The 17,920-nt window shown below is 68.9% G+C and carries 14 protein-coding genes; 9 read left to right on the plus strand and 5 right to left on the minus strand.

Annotated elements, in window-relative coordinates:
• Positions 1 to 497: 497 nt before the first annotated feature.
• From ABTZ89_RS09535 to ABTZ89_RS09545, 3 genes are all read left to right on the plus strand, one after another.
• A complete protein-coding gene (locus tag ABTZ89_RS09535) occupies positions 498 to 1,835 on the plus strand; it encodes an MFS transporter (protein WP_351042254.1) in 1,338 nt (445 codons plus the stop codon).
• The gene (locus ABTZ89_RS09540) at positions 1,832 to 3,052 is read left to right on the plus strand and encodes a M24 family metallopeptidase (RefSeq protein WP_351042257.1); all 1,221 of its coding nucleotides are present in this window, start codon (positions 1,832 to 1,834) and stop codon (positions 3,050 to 3,052) included. The genes ABTZ89_RS09535 and ABTZ89_RS09540 overlap by 4 nt, the downstream gene beginning before the upstream one ends.
• 69 nt (positions 3,053 to 3,121) lie before the next feature.
• Entirely contained in the window at positions 3,122 to 3,910 is a 789-nt protein-coding gene (locus ABTZ89_RS09545; protein ID WP_270954022.1) for an IclR family transcriptional regulator, read from the plus strand.
• A gap of 44 nt (positions 3,911 to 3,954) precedes the next feature.
• On the opposite strand, the gene ABTZ89_RS09550 is transcribed toward ABTZ89_RS09545, so the two are convergent.
• Together ABTZ89_RS09550 and ABTZ89_RS09555 are read right to left on the minus strand one after the other, a co-directional pair.
• The gene (locus tag ABTZ89_RS09550; RefSeq protein WP_351042260.1) at positions 3,955 to 4,836 is read right to left on the minus strand and encodes a polysaccharide deacetylase family protein; all 882 of its coding nucleotides are present in this window, start codon (positions 4,834 to 4,836) and stop codon (positions 3,955 to 3,957) included.
• Positions 4,833 to 6,296, minus strand: coding sequence for a purine-cytosine permease family protein (locus ABTZ89_RS09555; RefSeq protein ID WP_351042263.1), 1,464 nt, complete (start codon positions 6,294 to 6,296; stop codon positions 4,833 to 4,835). The genes ABTZ89_RS09550 and ABTZ89_RS09555 overlap by 4 nt, the downstream gene beginning before the upstream one ends.
• Positions 6,297 to 6,406: 110 nt before the next feature.
• On the opposite strand from ABTZ89_RS09555, the gene ABTZ89_RS09560 reads away from it, so the two are divergent.
• Complete coding sequence (locus ABTZ89_RS09560) at positions 6,407 to 7,876, plus strand: PucR family transcriptional regulator (RefSeq protein WP_270954026.1); 1,470 nt, start codon at positions 6,407 to 6,409, stop codon at positions 7,874 to 7,876.
• A gap of 161 nt (positions 7,877 to 8,037) precedes the next feature.
• On the opposite strand, the gene ABTZ89_RS09565 is transcribed toward ABTZ89_RS09560, so the two are convergent.
• Positions 8,038 to 8,715: a GntR family transcriptional regulator gene (locus ABTZ89_RS09565; RefSeq protein ID WP_270954028.1), complete on the minus strand. Its 678-nt coding sequence runs from the start codon at positions 8,713 to 8,715 to the stop codon at positions 8,038 to 8,040.
• A gap of 100 nt (positions 8,716 to 8,815) precedes the next feature.
• Positions 8,816 to 10,162 (minus strand): MFS transporter, encoded by a 1,347-nt coding sequence (locus ABTZ89_RS09570; RefSeq protein ID WP_351042267.1) that lies wholly within the window; start codon positions 10,160 to 10,162, stop codon positions 8,816 to 8,818.
• Between the two features lie 403 nt (positions 10,163 to 10,565).
• Here ABTZ89_RS09570 and ABTZ89_RS09575 point away from each other — a divergent pair, with 403 nt between their 5' ends.
• The 4 genes from ABTZ89_RS09575 (at position 10,566) to ABTZ89_RS09590 (ending at position 15,542) form a co-directional block, all read left to right on the plus strand.
• A complete protein-coding gene (locus ABTZ89_RS09575) occupies positions 10,566 to 12,050 on the plus strand; it encodes an aldehyde dehydrogenase family protein (RefSeq protein ID WP_270954032.1) in 1,485 nt (494 codons plus the stop codon).
• Between the two features lie 24 nt (positions 12,051 to 12,074).
• Positions 12,075 to 13,709, plus strand: a complete 1,635-nt coding sequence (locus tag ABTZ89_RS09580) for a GMC family oxidoreductase (RefSeq protein WP_351042270.1) — start codon at positions 12,075 to 12,077, stop codon at positions 13,707 to 13,709.
• Positions 13,706 to 14,194 (plus strand): hypothetical protein, encoded by a 489-nt coding sequence (locus ABTZ89_RS09585; protein ID WP_270954036.1) that lies wholly within the window; start codon positions 13,706 to 13,708, stop codon positions 14,192 to 14,194. Before ABTZ89_RS09580 ends, ABTZ89_RS09585 begins: the two co-directional genes overlap by 4 nt.
• Before the next feature lie 88 nt (positions 14,195 to 14,282).
• Entirely contained in the window at positions 14,283 to 15,542 is a 1,260-nt protein-coding gene (locus ABTZ89_RS09590; RefSeq protein WP_351042273.1) for a CaiB/BaiF CoA transferase family protein, read from the plus strand.
• Positions 15,543 to 15,571: 29 nt separating this feature from the next.
• On the opposite strand, the gene ABTZ89_RS09595 is transcribed toward ABTZ89_RS09590, so the two are convergent.
• Complete coding sequence (locus tag ABTZ89_RS09595) at positions 15,572 to 16,468, minus strand: LysR family transcriptional regulator (protein WP_351042276.1); 897 nt, start codon at positions 16,466 to 16,468, stop codon at positions 15,572 to 15,574.
• 206 nt (positions 16,469 to 16,674) lie between these two features.
• On the opposite strand from ABTZ89_RS09595, the gene ABTZ89_RS09600 reads away from it, so the two are divergent.
• The gene (locus ABTZ89_RS09600; RefSeq protein ID WP_351042279.1) at positions 16,675 to 17,913 is read left to right on the plus strand and encodes an MFS transporter; all 1,239 of its coding nucleotides are present in this window, start codon (positions 16,675 to 16,677) and stop codon (positions 17,911 to 17,913) included.
• Positions 17,914 to 17,920 lie beyond the last annotated feature (7 nt).

Here is a 17,920-nt window from a genome sequence, read left to right on the forward strand (position 1 = left end):
GCGTGCTCTGCTGCCGGTTGAGCTCGGCGCCGACCGCCGCCGCGACCTCGGGGTCCACCGCGGCCAGCTTGTCGTTGAACAGGTCCGGTGTCGACCGGATCGTCGGTGCAGTCATGGAGAACCCTTCCGCCGCTGAGCGCGCAGCGGCCGTGGTGGGAAACCTGGGGAAGAGGAACGAGAGATGCCCCAGAGCATGCAGCAATGTCGCATTGAATGCAACACTGTTGCTCTGAACGGCTTTTTTGACTTGGCCTCGTGCAGCGCAGGACCAGGATCCGCCCCCTGCATCAACCACTCTCAGTTCGATCAGCCGATTTCGGAGCGCCATGGAATCCGGGGTTGACAGCGGGCAACAGCGCTCTTACGTTTCGTTCACCGCAACGGAGTTGCATCGACGTACGGTCGTCTTGCGGCTGAACTGAACAGCCAGGCCCCTTGCCCAATGCCGACCAGGACCTTCCCGCCGGGCCGGCACGACCCACCCAGGAGTGGGCGCGATGACATCCAGCAATCAAGGTGCCGATCTCGGGCACAGCGGCTCCCGCACGATCCGCCGGGTCGTGACGGCGAGCTTCATCGGAAACTGCGTCGAATGGTTCGACTACGCCGCCTACGGCTACCTCGCGACCATCATCGCCCGGAACTTCTTCCCCACCAGCTCCCCCACCGCGGCCCTGTTGGCGACCTTCGGCGTTTTCGCGCTGTCGTTCATCGTCCGCCCCCTCGGCGGCATCTTCTGGGGCCAATTCGGCGACCGGTTCGGACGGCGTGCCGCCCTGTCGCTCTCAGTGCTGATCATGTCCGCCGCGACCTTCGTGATCGCGCTGCTGCCAACGCACGACCAGGTCGGCCTGTTCGCACCTGCGCTGCTGTTGCTGGTGCGCGTGGTGCAAGGATTCTCGGCCGCGGGTGAGTACGCGGGCGCATCGGCGTTCCTGTTCGAGTACGCCCCGCGCCACCGCCGCGGTCTCTACACCAGCGTGGTGCCCGCGAGCACCGCCACCGGACTGCTTCTCGGGTCGCTCATCGTCGCGCTCCTGACCTCGCTCCTGCCGCCGGAATCGATGGACTCGTGGGGCTGGCGCGTCCCGTTCCTGCTCGCCGCCCCGCTCGGCGTCATCGGGCGCTACATCCGGGTCAAACTGGAGGACACCCCCGAATTCCGAGCCCTGGCCGACCAGGAATCCGTCACGTCCACACCGCTGCGGGAGACCTTCACCAGCAACAAGCGGGCGATCTTCATCGCCTTCAGCGCGACCTGCCTGAACGCGGTCGGCTTCTACATGCTGCTGAGCTACATGCCGACCTACCTGTCCACCGAGTTGCAGCTCGGTGAGACCGCCTCCTTCATCGTCACCACGATCGCGCTGCTCGGCTACATCGGATCGGTGTTCGTGATGGGCTGGTTGTCCGATGTGGTCGGCCGCCCGGTGATGCTCGCGACGTGCGGTGCGCTGTTCGCGCTGCTCGCGGTCCCGATGTTCCTGCTGCTGGGCGCCAGCGGGCTGATCGGCATCACCCTGATCCAGCTCGCGCTGGGCGTCCTGCTCACCATGAACGACGGCACTCTGCCGTCCTACCTCGCGGAGCTGTTCCCGACGCACGTGCGCTACAGCGGCTTCGCTTTCAGCTTCAACACCGCGAACGCGTTGTTCGGCGGGACCGCCCCGTTCGTGGCCACCGCGCTGATCCACCTCAGCGGCAACAAGATCGCTCCGGCCTGGTACCTCGCTGCCGCCGGAATCGCTGCCGCCGCGGCGATGCTGGCCGCCCGTCGCGCTCCCGTCGCGGAAGCCCTTCCGCAGGACACCAACGAGAAAGGATGTGTTCGATGAACCTCGAACGGCTCAAGGAGATCCACAACGGCGAGCGAGTTCGGCCGACGTTCTCCGACGAGGAGATGAGCCGCCGGGTGACCGCGCTGCGCAAGCAGATGGCCGAAGACAGCGTCGACGCGGTCGTGTTCACCAGCTACCACAACATCAACTACTACAGCGACTTCCTCTACACCTCGTTCGGCCGCAACTACGCCCTCGTGGTGACCGAGGACGCGCACGTCACCGTCTCCGCCAACATCGACGCCGGGCAGCCGTGGCGGCGCAGCTTCGGCGACAACATCGTCTACACCGACTGGCGGCGCGACAACTACCTGCACGCCATCGCCACCGTGCTCGAACGCTCCGGCGTCAAGTCCGGGCGGCTCGGCGTGGAGGACGACCACATCCCGCCCGTGCTGCGGGCGCAGCTGGCCGACGCGCTGCCCGGGTTCGGCCTGGTCGACATCTCCGCGGCGACCATGCGCCAGCGCATGGTCAAGTCCGCCGAGGAGATCGAGCTGATCAAGCACGGTGCCCGGATCGCCGACCTGGGCGGTGCCGCGGTGGTCGAGGCGATCACCGCGGGAGTCCCGGAGTACGAAGTGGTGCTCGCCGGCACCCAGGCCATGGTCCGCGAGATCGCCCGTACCTTCCCGCACGCCGAGCTCCGCGACACCTGGGTCTGGTTCCAGTCCGGGATCAACACCGACGGCGCGCACAACTGGGCGACCAGCCGCCAGGTGCGCGACGGCGACATCCTGAGCCTGAACTGCTTCCCCATGATCGCCGGTTACTACACGGCTCTGGAGCGGACGCTGTTCTACGGCGAGCCGTCCGCGGAGCACCTGCGCTACTGGCGCGTCAACACCGCGGTGCACGAGCGCGGTCTCGAACTCATCCGGCCCGGTGCCGTCTGCGGTGAGATCGCCAACGAGCTCAACGAGATCTACGAGGCAGAGGGGCTTCTGCCGAACCGCACCTTCGGCTACGGCCACTCCTTCGGCGTGCTCTCGCACTACTACGGCCGCGAGGCAGGGCTGGAACTGCGGGAGGACATCGACACGGTGCTCGAACCCGGCATGGTCGTGTCGATGGAACCGATGATCACCGTCCCGGAGGGCCAGGCCGGGGCCGGTGGGTACCGCGAGCATGACATCCTCGTGGTGACCGAGGACGGCGCGGAGAACATCACCGGATTCCCGTACGGACCCGAGCACAACACCATCAGCAGCTGAGCAGCATTCCGGCGCCGGTGCGGGTCGACGGACCCGTACCGGCGCCATCGGCATGGAGGAGCTCCTGACATGACCGGCAACACCGACGACCAGAACACCAAGAGCGCGCCTTCCGTGCTGCAGAACGGGGTCAGCGTGTTGCGGGCCTTCTCGGTCAGCGAGCCGGCGCTGGGTGTCACCGAGATCTCCCGGCGGGTCGACCTGCACAAGAGCACGGTGTCCCGGATCCTCGCCCAGCTGGAGCAGATGGACCTGGTGGTGCGCGATCCGGAGAGCGGCCGGTTCCGCCTGGGCCTGGGGCTGATCGGCCTCGCTGGTCCGCTGCTGGCCAACTTGGACGTGCGCCGCATCGCCTACCCGGCGCTGGAGGAGCTGACCGCGCGGACCAAGGAGACCAGTGCCCTGGTGGTGTGGAGCGGTAACGAGTCGGTGTCCGTCGAGCAGGTGTCCAGCCCGATGCAGGTCAAGCACACCACCCCGATCGGCACCCGCTATTCGACCTCGGCCAGCTCATCGGTGCAGGTCTTCCTGGCCGAAATGCCGACCGCGCAGGTGCGGGACCTGCTCGACCGGCGACTGCTGGGAGGCGTGCACGACGACGAGCACGCCGTGCAGCGCTACCTCGACCGGCTCGCCCAGGTGCACGCCGACGGCTTCGCCATCAACGCCGGGGAGACCTCCATCGAGGAGGTCGGCATCAGCGCCCCGGTTCGCGATCACCGCGGCCGGGCGGTCGCGGCGGTCCTGCTTTCCGCACCGAGCTTCCGGGTGTCCGAATCCCTGCGGGAGCAACTGGCCGAGGTCGTGCGGGCCACCGCCGAGGACATCTCCGAACGGCTCGGCGCCCCGAAGAAGTAGTGCGGTGCCCAGTGGACGGTCCGCGGGGCACCGCACTGGCACCGTCAAAGCAGCTGCGGTTCCGGTCGCTGGTGGGCCCTTCCCGGCCCGCACACCTTCTCCGCGTGCTCAGCGATCTCCTGCAAGGTCGTCACCCACATCCCGTCCAGCCCCTTGACCCGCTCGACGAGTTCCTCCAACGCTTGGGCCTTCGCCGGGCGCCCGGACAGGAACGGGTGGTTGGTCAGCACGAAGCACCCGTCCTCCGCGTGCCGCGCGCAAGCTTCCAGCCACCACATCTCCAACACCTTCTGCGGACTCTCGATCACCCCGCTGCCCGTCCAGCCCGGGTAGAACGCGTACTGCTCCCAGTCGTCGAGCGCCCAGTCCACCGGGATCTCGATCAACGACGGTGTTTCCGGTGCGGCGTTCGCGATCCGGTACGGCACGTCGTCGTCGAGCAGGCTCGAGTCGTAGGCGAAGCCCCGCTCGGCGAGCAACCGGGGCGTGTGCCAGTTCGTCTCCCACCACGGCGCGCGATATCCGACCGGCCGCACGCCCGCCACCCGGTCCAACGCTTCCAACCCGCGGTCCAGGTACTCGGCTTCCGCCTCGGCGCTGATGCCGCGCATGGGTTCGTGCAGATAACCGTGGTGAGCGATCTCGTGCCCGTTGTCCACGATGGACTTCACGACGTCCGGGTAGCAGTCGGCGGTGAACCCGGGGACGAAGAACGTCGCACGCACGTCCTGCCGCGCCAGCAGCCGCAGCAGCCGGGGAACTCCCACCCGCGGCCCGTAGGACTGGTGCCCCATCAGCGACATCCGCTCCGCGGCTCCGGGATCGTGCGCGAGGACGCACGATTCGGCGTCCACGTCGAAGGTGAACGCGCTCGCCGCGCGGTAGCCGTCCGGCCACCGGAACCCAACACCGTCCAGATCGGTCACTTCGCACTCCTCTGCTCGTTCCGCTCGACGATCGAACCGACGTACCGGCGGTGGGCCCGCGACCCCAGCACCGCGTAGGCACCCCCTGCCACCAGGCCACCCGCCAGCCAGGAGAGGTCGACGCCGCCGAGCGCACTGGCCAACGGCCCTTGGAAGACCTCGATGACGCCGTGCATGAACAACCACGTCGCGACGATCCCGGCGCCGAAGGAAAGCAGCGCCGCCGGGTTGACATCGGGCAACCGCGACGTCCCGACCGGGTCGAACAACCGCTGCACGTCGGCGGTACCGCGCTCGATCCAGTAGAAGTGCACCAGCATGATCGCGCCCCAAGCGGCCACCCACGCAACCAGCGAAACCAGCCAGGAATCCAGCACGGTCGCGAAATCCCCTTGGAAGATGAAGAAGGTCACGCACAGCATCGCGAACACCCCCACCACGACGCTCAGCATCCGGCGTGAGACCCGCAGGTCGAGCGCCTGCGCCGCAACACCGAACGTGTAGATGTTGAGGATGTTCGTCGCGATCGGCCCGTGCACCACCAAGAACAGGACCGGTACGGCCAGCGAACCGTAGGCGCTCACGATCAGCTGGCCCGGGTCCGCCTGGCCGTTCTTCGTGGCCAGCGAAGCCCCGAGCACCCCCAGCCACACCACCGGCAGGAACTGACCGAGGGCGCTGGCCAGGTACAGCTTGCGGCGCGGAACTGCCCGGCTCACGAATCGGGAGTAATCCGCCGCGTAGGTGAACCAGGTGATGCCCCAGCCGATGCCGATCGCCGTCATGACCCCGGTCATCGCCGCGAACCGATCCCAGCCGTGCAGCAACTCACCCGGCGGGCCCGCGTAGGACCAGTCGATGTCCAGTTTGGTCCAGGCAACGAGCGACATCCCCACCAGGACCACGATGGTCGGCGGCACCGTCCACTTCTCGAACGCCGCGATGGCCCGGTAGCCGATCCAAGAGATCACCACTTGGACGGCCATGATCAGCGTGGCGACCACGATCTTGGCGGTGTAGTTGTGCGCCATCGGATCGACCAGGCCGAGCTCGGCCAGCAGAGCCATGACCAGATCGAGGATGATCCACGTGTTCACCGCGCACCACCCGACGGCCAAGACCGCCTGGATCGCGGCTGGCACGTAGTTGCCGCGACGGCCGAAAGGCGCTCTGGACAAGACCATTCCGGTGGCACCGGTGCGTTGCCCCAGCAGCACGAACAGTCCGAACAGGGCCATTCCGACCAGGTTTCCCGCTACGAGCACCAGCACCGCATCGGCCAATCCCAAGCCGAGCTTGATCCCCAGGGCGCCGAGCACCCAGTTGATGGGGGCGATGTTGGCACCGGCCCAGATCCAGAACTGGCCGGACACAGCGGTGGTCCGAGCTTCCTCCGGAATGGGCTGCAGTACTCGCTCCACGTCCTGGTTCGCACTGCTGCTCGGTGGAACTGCCGTCATGAGCGCCTCCACGTGACCGATGTCGATCCAGCCATACTTGTGGCGCGCACCACGAGGAACAAGGTACGTTCTGTAAAACATGTTGCCGGGTCGACTGGACGGAATGTCTCATGTCCATCCCGCTTTCCGACGTTCTGCGCCATCCCAGCCTCTGCCCTGCCGACCCGGTCCTGCTCGCCGGCGACGATTCGCGGCCGGTCAGGTGGGTGCATTCGAGCGAGGTCGTCGAGCTGGCGCACCTGCTGCGCGGTGGCGAGCTCGTGCTCACCGCCGCGATGGTGTTGACCACTGCGTCGGACGAGCAGCAGCGGCGTTACATCCAGCAGCTCGTCGAGCACGACGTCACCGCTGTCGCTGTGGAGCGGGCGGAGGAACTGCCCGCCGCTCTGGTGGACGAGGCCAGGAAACGGGATTTCGCCCTCGTGCAGCTGCGCCGAACGGTTCCGTTCGTCGAAGTGGCCGAAGGCATCAACGGATTGCTGATCAACGCCTCGGTTTCCCGGCTGCGCCTGGCCGATTCGCTGTCCGACCAGCTCTCCGAGCAGCTGATCTCAGGCGGCGACCTGCCCGCGCTGGTGAACGTCCTGGCGACCTGGCTCAACGCGAGGGTGTCGGTGCAGGACCCGACGGGACATGTCCTCGCCGTCGACCAGGCGGACGGTATGACCGAGCTCGGCACGGCGCACGAGGCGCCGATCGCCGTGCACGGGATCGTCACGGCAACCCTGAGGATCGAGCCCCTCCCCGGAGCGGACGCCGATCTCCTGGACGCCGCGCTCGACCGCGCGCCGCCATCCTTCGCCCTGGCGTTGCAGCGGTCCCATCCCGCGGGCCCTGAGGACACCGCAGCCCACGCGTTCTTCCAAGCGCTGGAACGATCCGACACCACTCCGGAGACCTCAGCCGAACTCGTCGGCGCAACCGCGCTCGGCGGCGCCTGCGCCCACGTCGCCGTCGTGATGCCCGCTGGTGGGCCGTTCAGACCGGTGGAGCAAGCGGTCCGCCACCGGGGACGTCCGGTGCTGAGCCGGGCCGGGAAGGACGAACGGCTCTCCATCGTCGCCCTGCCTGGGAACTCACCTGAACGAGCGCGGCACCAGCTCATCGAGGACATCCTGGCCCACACCCCGTCGCAGGACTGCACCGTTGCCATCGGACCGCTGGCCCGGAATCCGCATCGCATCCGGCACAGCGTCACCGAAGCACGCCGGTGCCTCCTCCTGCGGCCAGAGCTGCCGGATTCGGTCATCGACGCCAACATCGTCGCCGTTCGACGACTCGTGCACCGGCTCGACGCGCGCGACGTCCTCCACGACTTCGTGGAGGAACAGCTCGGCGGCCTCCTGGAACAACAGCCCGAGACGTCCCGAAGGCTCCTCGAAACACTCGTCGCCTTCTTCGACTGCGACTCCAACCGGACCGCCACCGCGAGCCGCCTCCACCTCCAGCGACAGACCCTCTACCACCGGCTGGACAAGATCACCCGAGCACTGGGACACGACATCACCGACTCGCGAACTGCACCGGCGTTCCAGATCGCGGTGCGGCTGTGGCAGGCGATGCAACCCCCAGGAGCGTGACCCGACCGCGGGCTGGACGAAGGCCAGCCTCCCACTCCTGCTCCCGCAATCACGCCGCTCTTGCCCTCGCGGCGCTATATGTCCAATTCCGCTCGATGCGGGAAGTGGACAGTGACGCCGTCCCACCGCTTCCGATGCGTTTCGCAGGCCTGCGCTGCGGGTCAGGTGCCTTCTGCGTTCGTCGTGGCGAACAGGCCGCGGGGTCCCTTCAACGCGTTCAGCGCGGCGAGGATGTGCGCGCGGGTGATCGACTCCGCCCAGTCGCCATCACCGGCTTCGAGCGCCGCGATGATCGTGTGGTGCTCCTGGCAGGTGGTGGCGACCTGTTCGGGGGTGAATGCGGTGAAGACGCGGTGAAGGAGCGGGATGTGGACCACGGTGGTCAAGGTGGTCACGAGGCGGTCGCTGCCCGCCGCCGACCGGATGGACTCGTGGAACTCGATGTTGAGCTCGGCGATGCGCTCGTGGTCGAACGGCTCGCTCCGCGCCAGCGCTGACATCTCGTCGGCCAGCTCGCGAAGTCGCGGCAGGTCGAGGAGATTCGGACGCTCCGCGGCGAGCCGGGCCGCCCAGGCCTCGAGGTTGGCTCGCAGCCGATAGGTGTCTTCGAGTTCACGCGGGTTCCACCGGGACACTTCGACCCCGCGACGTCCGCGCGGCTCGATGAGGCCGTCGGAGCGGAGGCGCTGGATCGCGTCGCGCACGGGGGTGCGCGACACGTTGAACTCGGCGGCGATCTGCACCTCGCGCAGCGCGGTGCCGGGCGGGAGCTGCCAGGTCATGATCTGCCGCCGGAGTTCGTCGTACACGCGCGTCGCGGCGGCGTTGGGCTCGCTCACCGAGGCACCCTCCTCACCATCATCCCGCTGCCGACGACGCCCACATTAGGCCACGTCGGCCGCTCGACAGCGGCCGACGCGGTGGTGTTGCCGGGCCGGATCACGCGCCGGGAACAGCATCGGGTTCGGACACCACGACGGTCTGCCCGTCGACGATCTCGTCGCTGTGGATGTCCGCCGGCCGCAGGACGAGGGCTGCGACCAAGCCGATCAGCGCCGTGCCCAGGAGGTAGATCGCGGGCGCCACGGTCCAACCGGTCACATCGATCAGGTAGGTCGCCACGAACGGTGCACCGCCGCCGAACAGCGCGGCCGGGATGTTGAAGCCGATGGCGACTCCGGTGGAACGCACCGATACCGGGAACAGCTCCGGCATCGCCGCGGCCGAGGCGGCGAGGTAGGTGGCGGTGAGGAGCCCCAGACCGACCTGGCCCGCCATCGCGAGAGCCGGGTTCCCGAGGGTGATCCCGCTGAACACCGGGAACACGATGGCCGCGAAGCCGAGCGAGCCGACGATCAGCACCGGTCGGCGCCCGACGCGGTCCGACAACGTCGCCAGCAGGGGCAGCGCGACCAGGGTGACGGCAGCGCAGACGAGCGTGGAGATGAGCGCGAAGGTCGCGCCGTACTGGTTGACGGTTCCGATGTAGGTCGGCATGTAGGTGAACACGGCGTAGAAGCAGGTCGCGTGCATGGCGCCGATGCCCACGATCAGGGCGAGGCTGCGCCCGCGCCCGAACACGTCGCGAACCGGCGCCGCGTTGATCTGCTTCGTCTGCGCGAGCGCCTGGAACTCCGGGGTGTCCTCGATCTTCGCGCGGATGTAGAGCGCGATCCCAGCGAGCGGGGCGGCCATGAGGAACGGGAGGCGCCAACCCCAGTCGGCCATGGCTTCCTCGCTCAGCACCGCCGTCACGCCGGTCACGGTCACGATGCCCACGGTGAGGCCGACCGTGGTGCCGAACGTCAGCCAGCTGACGCCGAAGGCACGTCGGCCCGGCCCTGCGAACTCCAGCAGGAACGCGGAACCGGAGCTGTACTCACCACCGGCGGAGAACCCCTGCAAGGTGCGCAGCAGCACCAGCACGACCGGTGCGGCGATGCCCCACGTCTCGAAAGTCGGCAGGAGACCGATCAGCACCGAACACCCGGACATCAGCGTGAGCACCAGGACGAGGACCTGCTTGCGGCCGATCCGGTCGGCGAGCGGACCGAAGACCAGTCCGCCGAGCGGTCGGGCGAAGAACGCGAGCCCGAAGACCGCGAAACTGCTCAGCAGCTCGGCCGTCGGATTCCCGGACGGGAAGAACTGGTGTCCGATGTGGACGGCCAGGAAGCCGTAGACGGCGAAGTCGAAGAACTCGATGGCGTGGCCGGCGGTCGCGCCCGTGATCGCGCGGACCCGGCCCATCGGGGCCGGCGTCGCCCCCGTGGATGTGGTGGTCATGTTCGTCCTGATCTCGGACCGACGGCCCGGATGCTCCCCGCGGCCCGCTGATCGCCGAGCCCTGTGATCGGACCCACAGGATCACTAGTGCATGCAAAAAATGTCAAGAGGCCCGGCTCGGCACCGAAAGTACAGAGCACCGGACGAGAAGCCCGCTGATCCACTACGCCAAGAGTCGGATACATCCAGTTCAGAAAAGGATCCGACGCTGTAACCAGCAGGGTTCCAAGACTGCCCCGATCTCATTAGTGCATACACACTGGCCGCTCATGTCTCGTTCAACCGGCTAAATCTCGGCAAAGGACACGATTTTTGTACACACTGAGCCGAACCGGCAGTTGACATCGAAGCCGCCCCGACACACGATTGCATGCACTAATCGCACACGACGACGAGGACGGCCATGCTCGACGACGCAACCCCTCCCCCGCTGCCCGGCCCCTCGGCCCTGCGGACCGGCGCCGGACCGCTGCCCCTCGTCGTGGGAGGACGCGCCGTCCTGGACGGTTCCGTCGTCGAGGTGGCATCCCCGGCATCGCCGACCGGTGGACGCGACGTGGTCCACGCGGACGCGGCGGTGGTAGCGGAGGCGGCGTCGACCGCCGACGGCGCCCGCGCTGCGTGCGCCGCGATGTCGCGACGCGAGCGGGCCCAAATCCTCCGGCGCACAGCGGCATATCTCGAGAGCCACATCGAGGACTTGGCGGTGTCCCTCGTCCTGGAGGTCGGCAAGTCGCTCCGCGACAGCCGCGGTGAGGTCCAGCGCTGCGTGGCGACCTTGGAGGCCGCAGCGGACGCCGTGGCCGAACTCGGCGGTCGCGAAGTGCCCGTCGACGCCGTTCCCGTCGGCGCGGGGCGGCTCGCCTTCACCACGTGGGAACCGGTCGGGGTCGTGGCCGCGATCGCCGGCTTCAACTTCCCGCTCCTGCTGGCCGTGCACAAGGTCGCCGGCGCCATCGGGGCCGGTTGCCCCGTCCTGCTCAAGCCCAGCGAGCGCACTCCGTTCACCACCCTCGTGCTCGCCGAGGCCGTCGTCACCAGCGGTTGGCCCCCGGCCGCGATCAGCATCCTCAACGGCGGACCCGACGTCGCCACCGCGCTGTGCGAAGACCCGCACGTGCGCCTGGTGAGCTTCACCGGGAGTTCGGCGATCGGCGCGAAGATCGCCGAGCGCGCGGGACGCCACCTCAAACGCGTCGTGCTGGAGCTGGGTTCCAACGCGGCGACGATCGTCGCCCACGACGCCGACCTCTCCCTCGCCGCCAGGTCCTGCGCGACCGGCGGCACGGCCTCGACCGGGCAGTCGTGCATCTCCGTGCAGCGGGTCATCGCGCACCGCTCCATCGCCGATGACCTCGCGCGCCGCATCGGCGAGGAGGTCGCAGCGCTGACCACCGGCGACCCGCTCGACCCCGACACGGTCATCGGAAACCTGATCTCCCCTGCGGAAGTCCGTCGCGTCGCCGGACTCGTGGACGACGCGGTCGCCCACGGCGCCGAAGTCGTCACCGGCGGCGTCGACGGCGGTAAGCTCCGGCCGACCGTGCTGCTCGGCGTCACCGCGCCCGCCCGCCTGTGCCGGGAGGAAGTCTTCGGCCCCGTCATCGCCGTCCTGCCCTACGACGACCTGGACGAAGCCGTCGACCTCGCCAACTCCACCCCCTACGGCCTGATGGCCGGTGTCTTCACCGCGTCCATCGACACCGCGCTGCGACTCGCCCGCGGTGTCGAGAGCGGCGGGGTGCACATCAACGACACGTCGAACTTCCGCGCCGACAACATGCCCTACGGGGGCGTGAAATCCAGCGGCATCGGCAAGGAAGGCCCCGCCTCGGCGATCCGCGAGATGTCCGTCGAGAAGGTCATCACCTTCCGCCTCCCCGCCTGAAACCACCACACGAGGGACGATCAGATGAGCACCGACCAGGCCGACGTGGTGATCGTCGGCGCAGGCCTCGCGGGAGGGATCACCGCGGCCGCGCTGACCGCGGCCGGACTCCGCGTCGTCTGCCTCGAGCAGGGCGACTGGCCCGACTACGACAAGGCCCGCGCCGACTTCCCCGACTACGAGGTCACCGCCGACCGCTACTGGGCGCGCGACCCGAACAGCCGACGCGCCGAGGCCGACTACCCGGTCGACGACACCGCCTCCGACATCTCCGCGCTGATGTGGAACGGCGTGGGCGGCGGAACGGTGCTGTACTCCGCGAAGTGGCACCGCATGACGCCGAGCGACTTCCGGGTGCGCAGCCACGACGGCGTCGCCGACGACTGGCCACTGTCCTATGAGGACCTTGAGCCCTACTACGTGGAAGCCGAGCGGCAGCTGGGAGTGTCCGGTCTCGCAGGCAATCCCGCCTACCCCGCGGGAGAAGGACCGCCGAACCCGCCCGTGCCGATCCGCGCTGCCGGGCGCCGGATGGCGAAGGCCCTCAACGAGCTCGGATGGCACTGGTGGCCGGGCAGCAACGCGATCTCGACCCGCGACTACCGCATGCTCAGCCCGTGCCGGCAGCACGGGACCTGCATGTCCGGCTGCCCCGAGCGCGCCAAGGCCTCCACCGACATCACGCACTGGCCGGCAGCCGTCGACGGCGGCGCGGACCTGCGCACCGGTGCCCGCGTCACCCGGGTCCTCGTCCGGGGAGACCAGGCCACCGGCGTCGAGTACGTGGACCGCGACGGTGCCCTGCACAAGGTCGACGCGCGCGCCGTGATCATGTGCGCCAACGGAGTCGGGACTCCGCGGACCCTGCTCATGTCCGCCACCTCCGAGCACCCCGACGGGTTGGCGAACTCCTCCGGGCTGCTGGGCAAGCGGCTGATGATGCACCCCTTCGGCGCCGTCGCCGGCATCTTCGACGAGGACCTGGCCACCCAGTCCGGATCCTGGGGCCAGCAGATCCAGACCATGCACTTCTACGAGTCCGACCCCGCGCGCGGCTTCGTCCGCGGGGCCAAGTGGGGCCTCCAGCCCACCGGCGGTCCCCTCGGCCTCACCCGCTCCTACCCGTGGGGCCAATCTCCGGAACCGATGTGGTTCGAGAGCTTCCACGACACCCTCAAGGGCCGGCTCGGGCACGCTCCTATGTGGAGCATCGTCGCCGAGGACCTCCCCGACGAGCGCAACACCGTCACCCTGGCGTCCGATCGCGCCGACTCCGACGGCCTGCCGGGCGCCAAGCTGACCTACGCGGTCGACGAGAACAGCAAGCGCCTCATGGACTTCCACATCGCTCGCGCCGTCGAGTCCTTCGAAGTCGCCGGGGCGAAGGAGATCATCGTCGGTCCGCACGTGCGCGCCAGCGGCTGGCACCTCATGGGCACCGCAGTCATGGGCGACGACCCGGCCAGCTCCGTCACCGACCGCTTCGGGCGGACCCACGACATCCCCAACCTGTTCATCTTCGACTCCAGCACCTGGGTGACCTCCGGGGGCGTCAACCCCGCCGCGACGCAGGCAGCGCTCGCCCTGTGGTCCAGCGACGCGTTCCTCCGCCAGGGGCGGCTGTCCAGGACCGAACGACGTGCGGGAGCCGCCGCATGAGCTCCCGCAGCACCGTCGGGTCGAGCGGACTCGACCAGGATGTCCTGACCGATGACGAGCGCGAGGCTGTCTACGTCCTCGGGGAGACCTTGATCCCGGAAGGCGGGTCGGGGCCGTCGGCCGACCAGGCCGCGGTCGCGTCCCGGTTCATCGACCAGTTCCTCCACCTCCGCCCCGACCTGCACGCCGACTTCCGCACCCTGCTCGCCGAGGCCGACCTCGACCAGCCCCGGGAGTGGTGCGAGCGGCTGGAACGCGAACGGCCGGACGCCTTCTCCCGGTTGACGTTCGCGATCGCCGGCGCGTACCTGCTCAGCCCGAAAGCGCGCAACTGGCTCGAGTACGAAGGGCAGGTGGGCGAGCACCAGGACGGTTCTCCCCAACCCGAGTACGCCGAAGGCGGCCTCCTCGACCAGGTCGTCGCCCGCGGCCCGATCTACCGCCCCACCTCGTGGGAGCCGAACGCCGAGGGGGGCGCTGCATGAGCGTGGAACCAGTCGAGGTCGGCCCGCGGGACGACAGCCCCGTCCAGGGCCTTCTCGCTAGCGCCGGTGACTTCACAGGAGACCCTCGATGACCGACAACTCACCTGCGAACCAGCGGCTTCCCCTCGAAGGGATCCGCGTCCTCGAGCTCGGGAACTACATCGCCGCCCCCATGACCGGACGCATGCTCGCCGACTTCGGCGCCGACGTCATCAAGGTCGAACGGCCCCGCACCGGCGACGAAGTGCGCAACTGGCGCCTCTACGCGGGCGATACCTCGATGCTCTACCGCACCATCAACCGCAACAAGCGCTCCATCGAGCTCGACCTCCGGTCCGAAGCCGGGCGCCAGGCCGCTCTGGACCTCATCTCGACCTGCGACGTGCTCGTCGAGAACTTCCGGCCGGACACCCTCGACCGCTGGGGACTGGATGCGGCCACGCTCGCCGAGACCAAGCCCGACCTCGTCGTCGCCCGGATCTCCGCGTTCGGCCAGACCGGCCCGCTCGCGGGCATGCCAGGGTTCGCGGCCGTCGCCGAAGCCTACGGCGGCCTCCGCGAACTGGTCGGCGAGCCCGATCGACCGCCGTCACGCGTCGGCATCTCCATCGGCGACTCCATCGCCGGCCTGTACGCGGCCTTCGGCGTCGTCATGTCGCTCTACCAGCGCGAGGCGGCTCGCCGAACCGGTCGAGCTGCGCCCTCGCCGCTGACCCAGCAGGTCGACGTCGCCCTCCACGAGGCGGTGTTCGGGATGATGGAGTCGCTGGTGCCCGACCACTCCGCTTACGGGGTCCACCGGGCCCGGGTCGGTGGCCGGATGGAGGGCATCGCCCCGTCCAACGCCTACCCCTGCGCCGATGGCAGCTCGGTCGTCATCGCGGGGAACGGCGACTCGATCTTCAAGCGGTACATGGCGACCATCGGACGCAACGACCTCGCCGAGGACCCCGACCTGGCCACCAACGCTCAGCGCTGGGCGCGCCGCGACGAGCTCGACGACGCCATCGCCGCGTGGACCAGCACCCTGTCGCGCGCGGACGTGCTGGCTGCGCTCGACGCCGCCGGAGTGCCGGCCGGCCCCATCATGACCGCCGCCGACATCACCACCGACCCCCAGTTCCTCGCCCGGGCGATGGTGCAGGAGCTCCCGGTCGACGTCGACGGCAGCGTGCGAACCGTCGCGTTCCCGGGGATCGTGCCACTGCTCGACGAGACCTCGATCCCCGTTCGCTCCGCGGGGCCGGACCTCGGCGAGCACAACGAGGAGATCCTCGGTGGCATCCTCGGCTGGACTCCCGAAGAGATCGAGCGGATGCGAGAGAACGCCGGCCGTCCGACCACTTAACACGTCGCCTCCCGGCCAAAGAATGCTGTTCAGCCGGCTTCTCCGATGTCGGCTCCGGGGTGCGCGCTGATGACGCGGGCTACGTCGCCGACCACAGTTCGCGTCTCCGGCGGCCAGGCCAGCCAGGTGGTCAGTGCGAGCTCCGGTGCGGTCAGCGGGAGCCACGGCCAGTCGGGCAGCAGGCGGCGCGCGGAGTGCCTGACGAGCAGGACGGCGTCGGCTTTGACGGCTTGGGCGCAAGCGCGTGCGTGTTCGGTGAACTGCGCGAACTGCCACAGGGGTACCGCGCCCGCATCGTGGGCGGCGACCACCAGCCGGTCGTCGACGACCGGTACCTGCTGTCGGCCGTGGGCGAGGACCCGCAGGCCGTCGAGGTCCCGGACGCGGCAGGTCGTGCCGTCGGCCAGTGGATGGCCGGGGCGCACGGCGACGCCGAAGGGCACGTCGAAGAGGCGCTCGGCGCGGAACCGGGCTTGCGGCTGCTCGTGGACCATGGCGAGGTCGAGGTGCCCTTCGCGGAGCATCCGCAGCTGTTCGGTGCTGCTCGCCTCGGTCAGCGCCACCGCCGCCCTGGGGACGCCGACCTCGAGGGCGGCGAGCACGTCGAGCAACCACCCATCCGGCATGCCCGGTGGAACGCCGATGTGCACGACTTCCCGGCTCTGGCCGACCGCGGAGCGTGCCATGTCGGGTGCGGCGTCGGCGAGCCGGAGCAGCAGCAGCGCGTGGCGGTGCAGGGCGGCGCCGGCCGGGGTGAGGGCCGTTCCGTAGGTGGTGCGTTCGAGCAAGGGCGTGCCGATGTCGCGCTCGAGTTGCCGGATCTGCCTGCTCAGCGACGGCTGGGTGAGGTGCAGGCGTTCGGCGGCGCGCGAAAGCGAGCCCTCCGCCGCGACCGCGGCGAAGTACCGGAGATGACGCAGTTCCATGGGCCTCCTCGCCCTCGCTCTGCCTGGTGGGCATGGCTCCACTGATTACCCGGCATTGGACGCGCCGCTGTCAAACGCGGTGTACTTCCTTCCATCTGGTCTTTCGGGTGATCATCACGAGCGGCGGGGCACGCCATCGACCATCGGGGCACCCGAGCTCTGCCTGGCAGGCAGGACCACCGCGTGTGGAGAAAGGACGCTCAACGATGAGTCTTGTCGTCGATCCCGTCGGGGCACGGCACCCCTACCGGTGGGTGGTGCTGGTGTTGTCGTGGGCAGCGTTCACGATGACAGCAGTGGACCGGTCGACCTGGGGTCCTGCCTCGGTGGCGGTCGGCGAGCACCTCGGCGTCTCGCTGGCCGGGCTGGGGGTGTTCGCCACCGGTTACTACATCGGCTACGTCATCTCCAACGCCGCGGGCGGGGTGCTGACGGACTGGCTCGGCCCGCGCGTGGTGCTCGCTGCCTCGTTGTTCCTCGCCGGCGGTTTCATGATCCTCTTCGGAGAAACGGACTCCGTCGTGCTCGGCATCGCGTTCCAGGCAGCGGTCGGCGTGTTCGCGGGATGCGACTACTCGGCCGGGATCAAGCTCATCGCGCAGTGGTTCCCGGCGAAGGACCGGGGCTTCGCGATGGGCCTGTTCATGACCGCGACCTCGCTCGGCACCGTGATCGCCAACGCGGTCGTGCCGAGTCTCATCGCCGCATCCGGGTGGCGTGCCTCGTACCACCTGTTCGGCGCGGTCTCGATGGGTGTCGCGGTGTTGTGCTTCCTTCTGCTCCGCCCGGGGAAGCAAGTCGTGGAGGCTCACCGGGAGCTGCCGAGCCTGCGCCCGCTGGCGCGCAACCGGGACCTCTGGCTGCTCGGCCTCGCCGGATTCGGCGGGCTGTGGGGGACCTACGGCTTCATCACCTGGTCCAACGCGCTGATGATCAAGGGCAACCACATCTCACCGGTCCAGGCCGGCACCGTCGTGGTCATCTTCGGGATCACGGCCATCGTCGCGAAGCCCCTCGTGGGCGTGGTGTCCGATCTCTTCGGCGGACGGCGGAAAGTACCGACCATCGTCGTGCTCGGTGGATTCGTCATCGCCCTGCTGGTCTTCGGCACCCGCGACGACCTGGCCGGATTCCTGTGGGTGGCGCCGTTCCTCGGCGTCGCGGCGTACGTGTACAGCCCGCTCATGACGGCGTTGATCCCCAAGCTCTCCGGTGTGCGGCTCGCTGGTTCCGCTGCCGGCATGACGAACGCGTTCTGGCAGTTGGGCAGCGCGATCGTGCCGGTGGTGATCGGTGGCGTGTTCCAGGCGACCGGGTCGTTCTTCTGGGCTTTCGCCACGCTCGCCGCCGGCCCGCTGCTCGGGATGCTGCTCATGTTCGGCGTCCGCGAACGCGACACCGCCACCACCGCTCCCGTGCAGTCCCCGGAAACCCTTGCTCGTTGAGGAAAGG

This window comes from Saccharopolyspora sp. NPDC002686 (genome assembly GCF_040295745.1).
GTDB classification, from domain to species: domain Bacteria; phylum Actinomycetota; class Actinomycetes; order Mycobacteriales; family Pseudonocardiaceae; genus Saccharopolyspora; species Saccharopolyspora oryzae.

Coding starts and splice junctions, on each gene's coding strand:
- ABTZ89_RS09535 (WP_351042254.1), top strand. CDS start 498: ATGACATCCAGCAATCAAGGTGCCGATCTCGGGCACAGCGGCTCCCGC.
- ABTZ89_RS09540 (WP_351042257.1), top strand. CDS start 1,832: ATGAACCTCGAACGGCTCAAGGAGATCCACAACGGCGAGCGAGTTCGG.
- ABTZ89_RS09545 (WP_270954022.1), top strand. CDS start 3,122: ATGACCGGCAACACCGACGACCAGAACACCAAGAGCGCGCCTTCCGTG.
- ABTZ89_RS09555 (WP_351042263.1), bottom strand. CDS start 6,296: ATGACGGCAGTTCCACCGAGCAGCAGTGCGAACCAGGACGTGGAGCGA.
- ABTZ89_RS09560 (WP_270954026.1), top strand. CDS start 6,407: ATGTCCATCCCGCTTTCCGACGTTCTGCGCCATCCCAGCCTCTGCCCT.
- ABTZ89_RS09570 (WP_351042267.1), bottom strand. CDS start 10,162: ATGACCACCACATCCACGGGGGCGACGCCGGCCCCGATGGGCCGGGTC.
- ABTZ89_RS09575 (WP_270954032.1), top strand. CDS start 10,566: ATGCTCGACGACGCAACCCCTCCCCCGCTGCCCGGCCCCTCGGCCCTG.
- ABTZ89_RS09580 (WP_351042270.1), top strand. CDS start 12,075: ATGAGCACCGACCAGGCCGACGTGGTGATCGTCGGCGCAGGCCTCGCG.
- ABTZ89_RS09585 (WP_270954036.1), top strand. CDS start 13,706: ATGAGCTCCCGCAGCACCGTCGGGTCGAGCGGACTCGACCAGGATGTC.
- ABTZ89_RS09590 (WP_351042273.1), top strand. CDS start 14,283: ATGACCGACAACTCACCTGCGAACCAGCGGCTTCCCCTCGAAGGGATC.
- ABTZ89_RS09595 (WP_351042276.1), bottom strand. CDS start 16,468: ATGGAACTGCGTCATCTCCGGTACTTCGCCGCGGTCGCGGCGGAGGGC.
- ABTZ89_RS09600 (WP_351042279.1), top strand. CDS start 16,675: ATGAGTCTTGTCGTCGATCCCGTCGGGGCACGGCACCCCTACCGGTGG.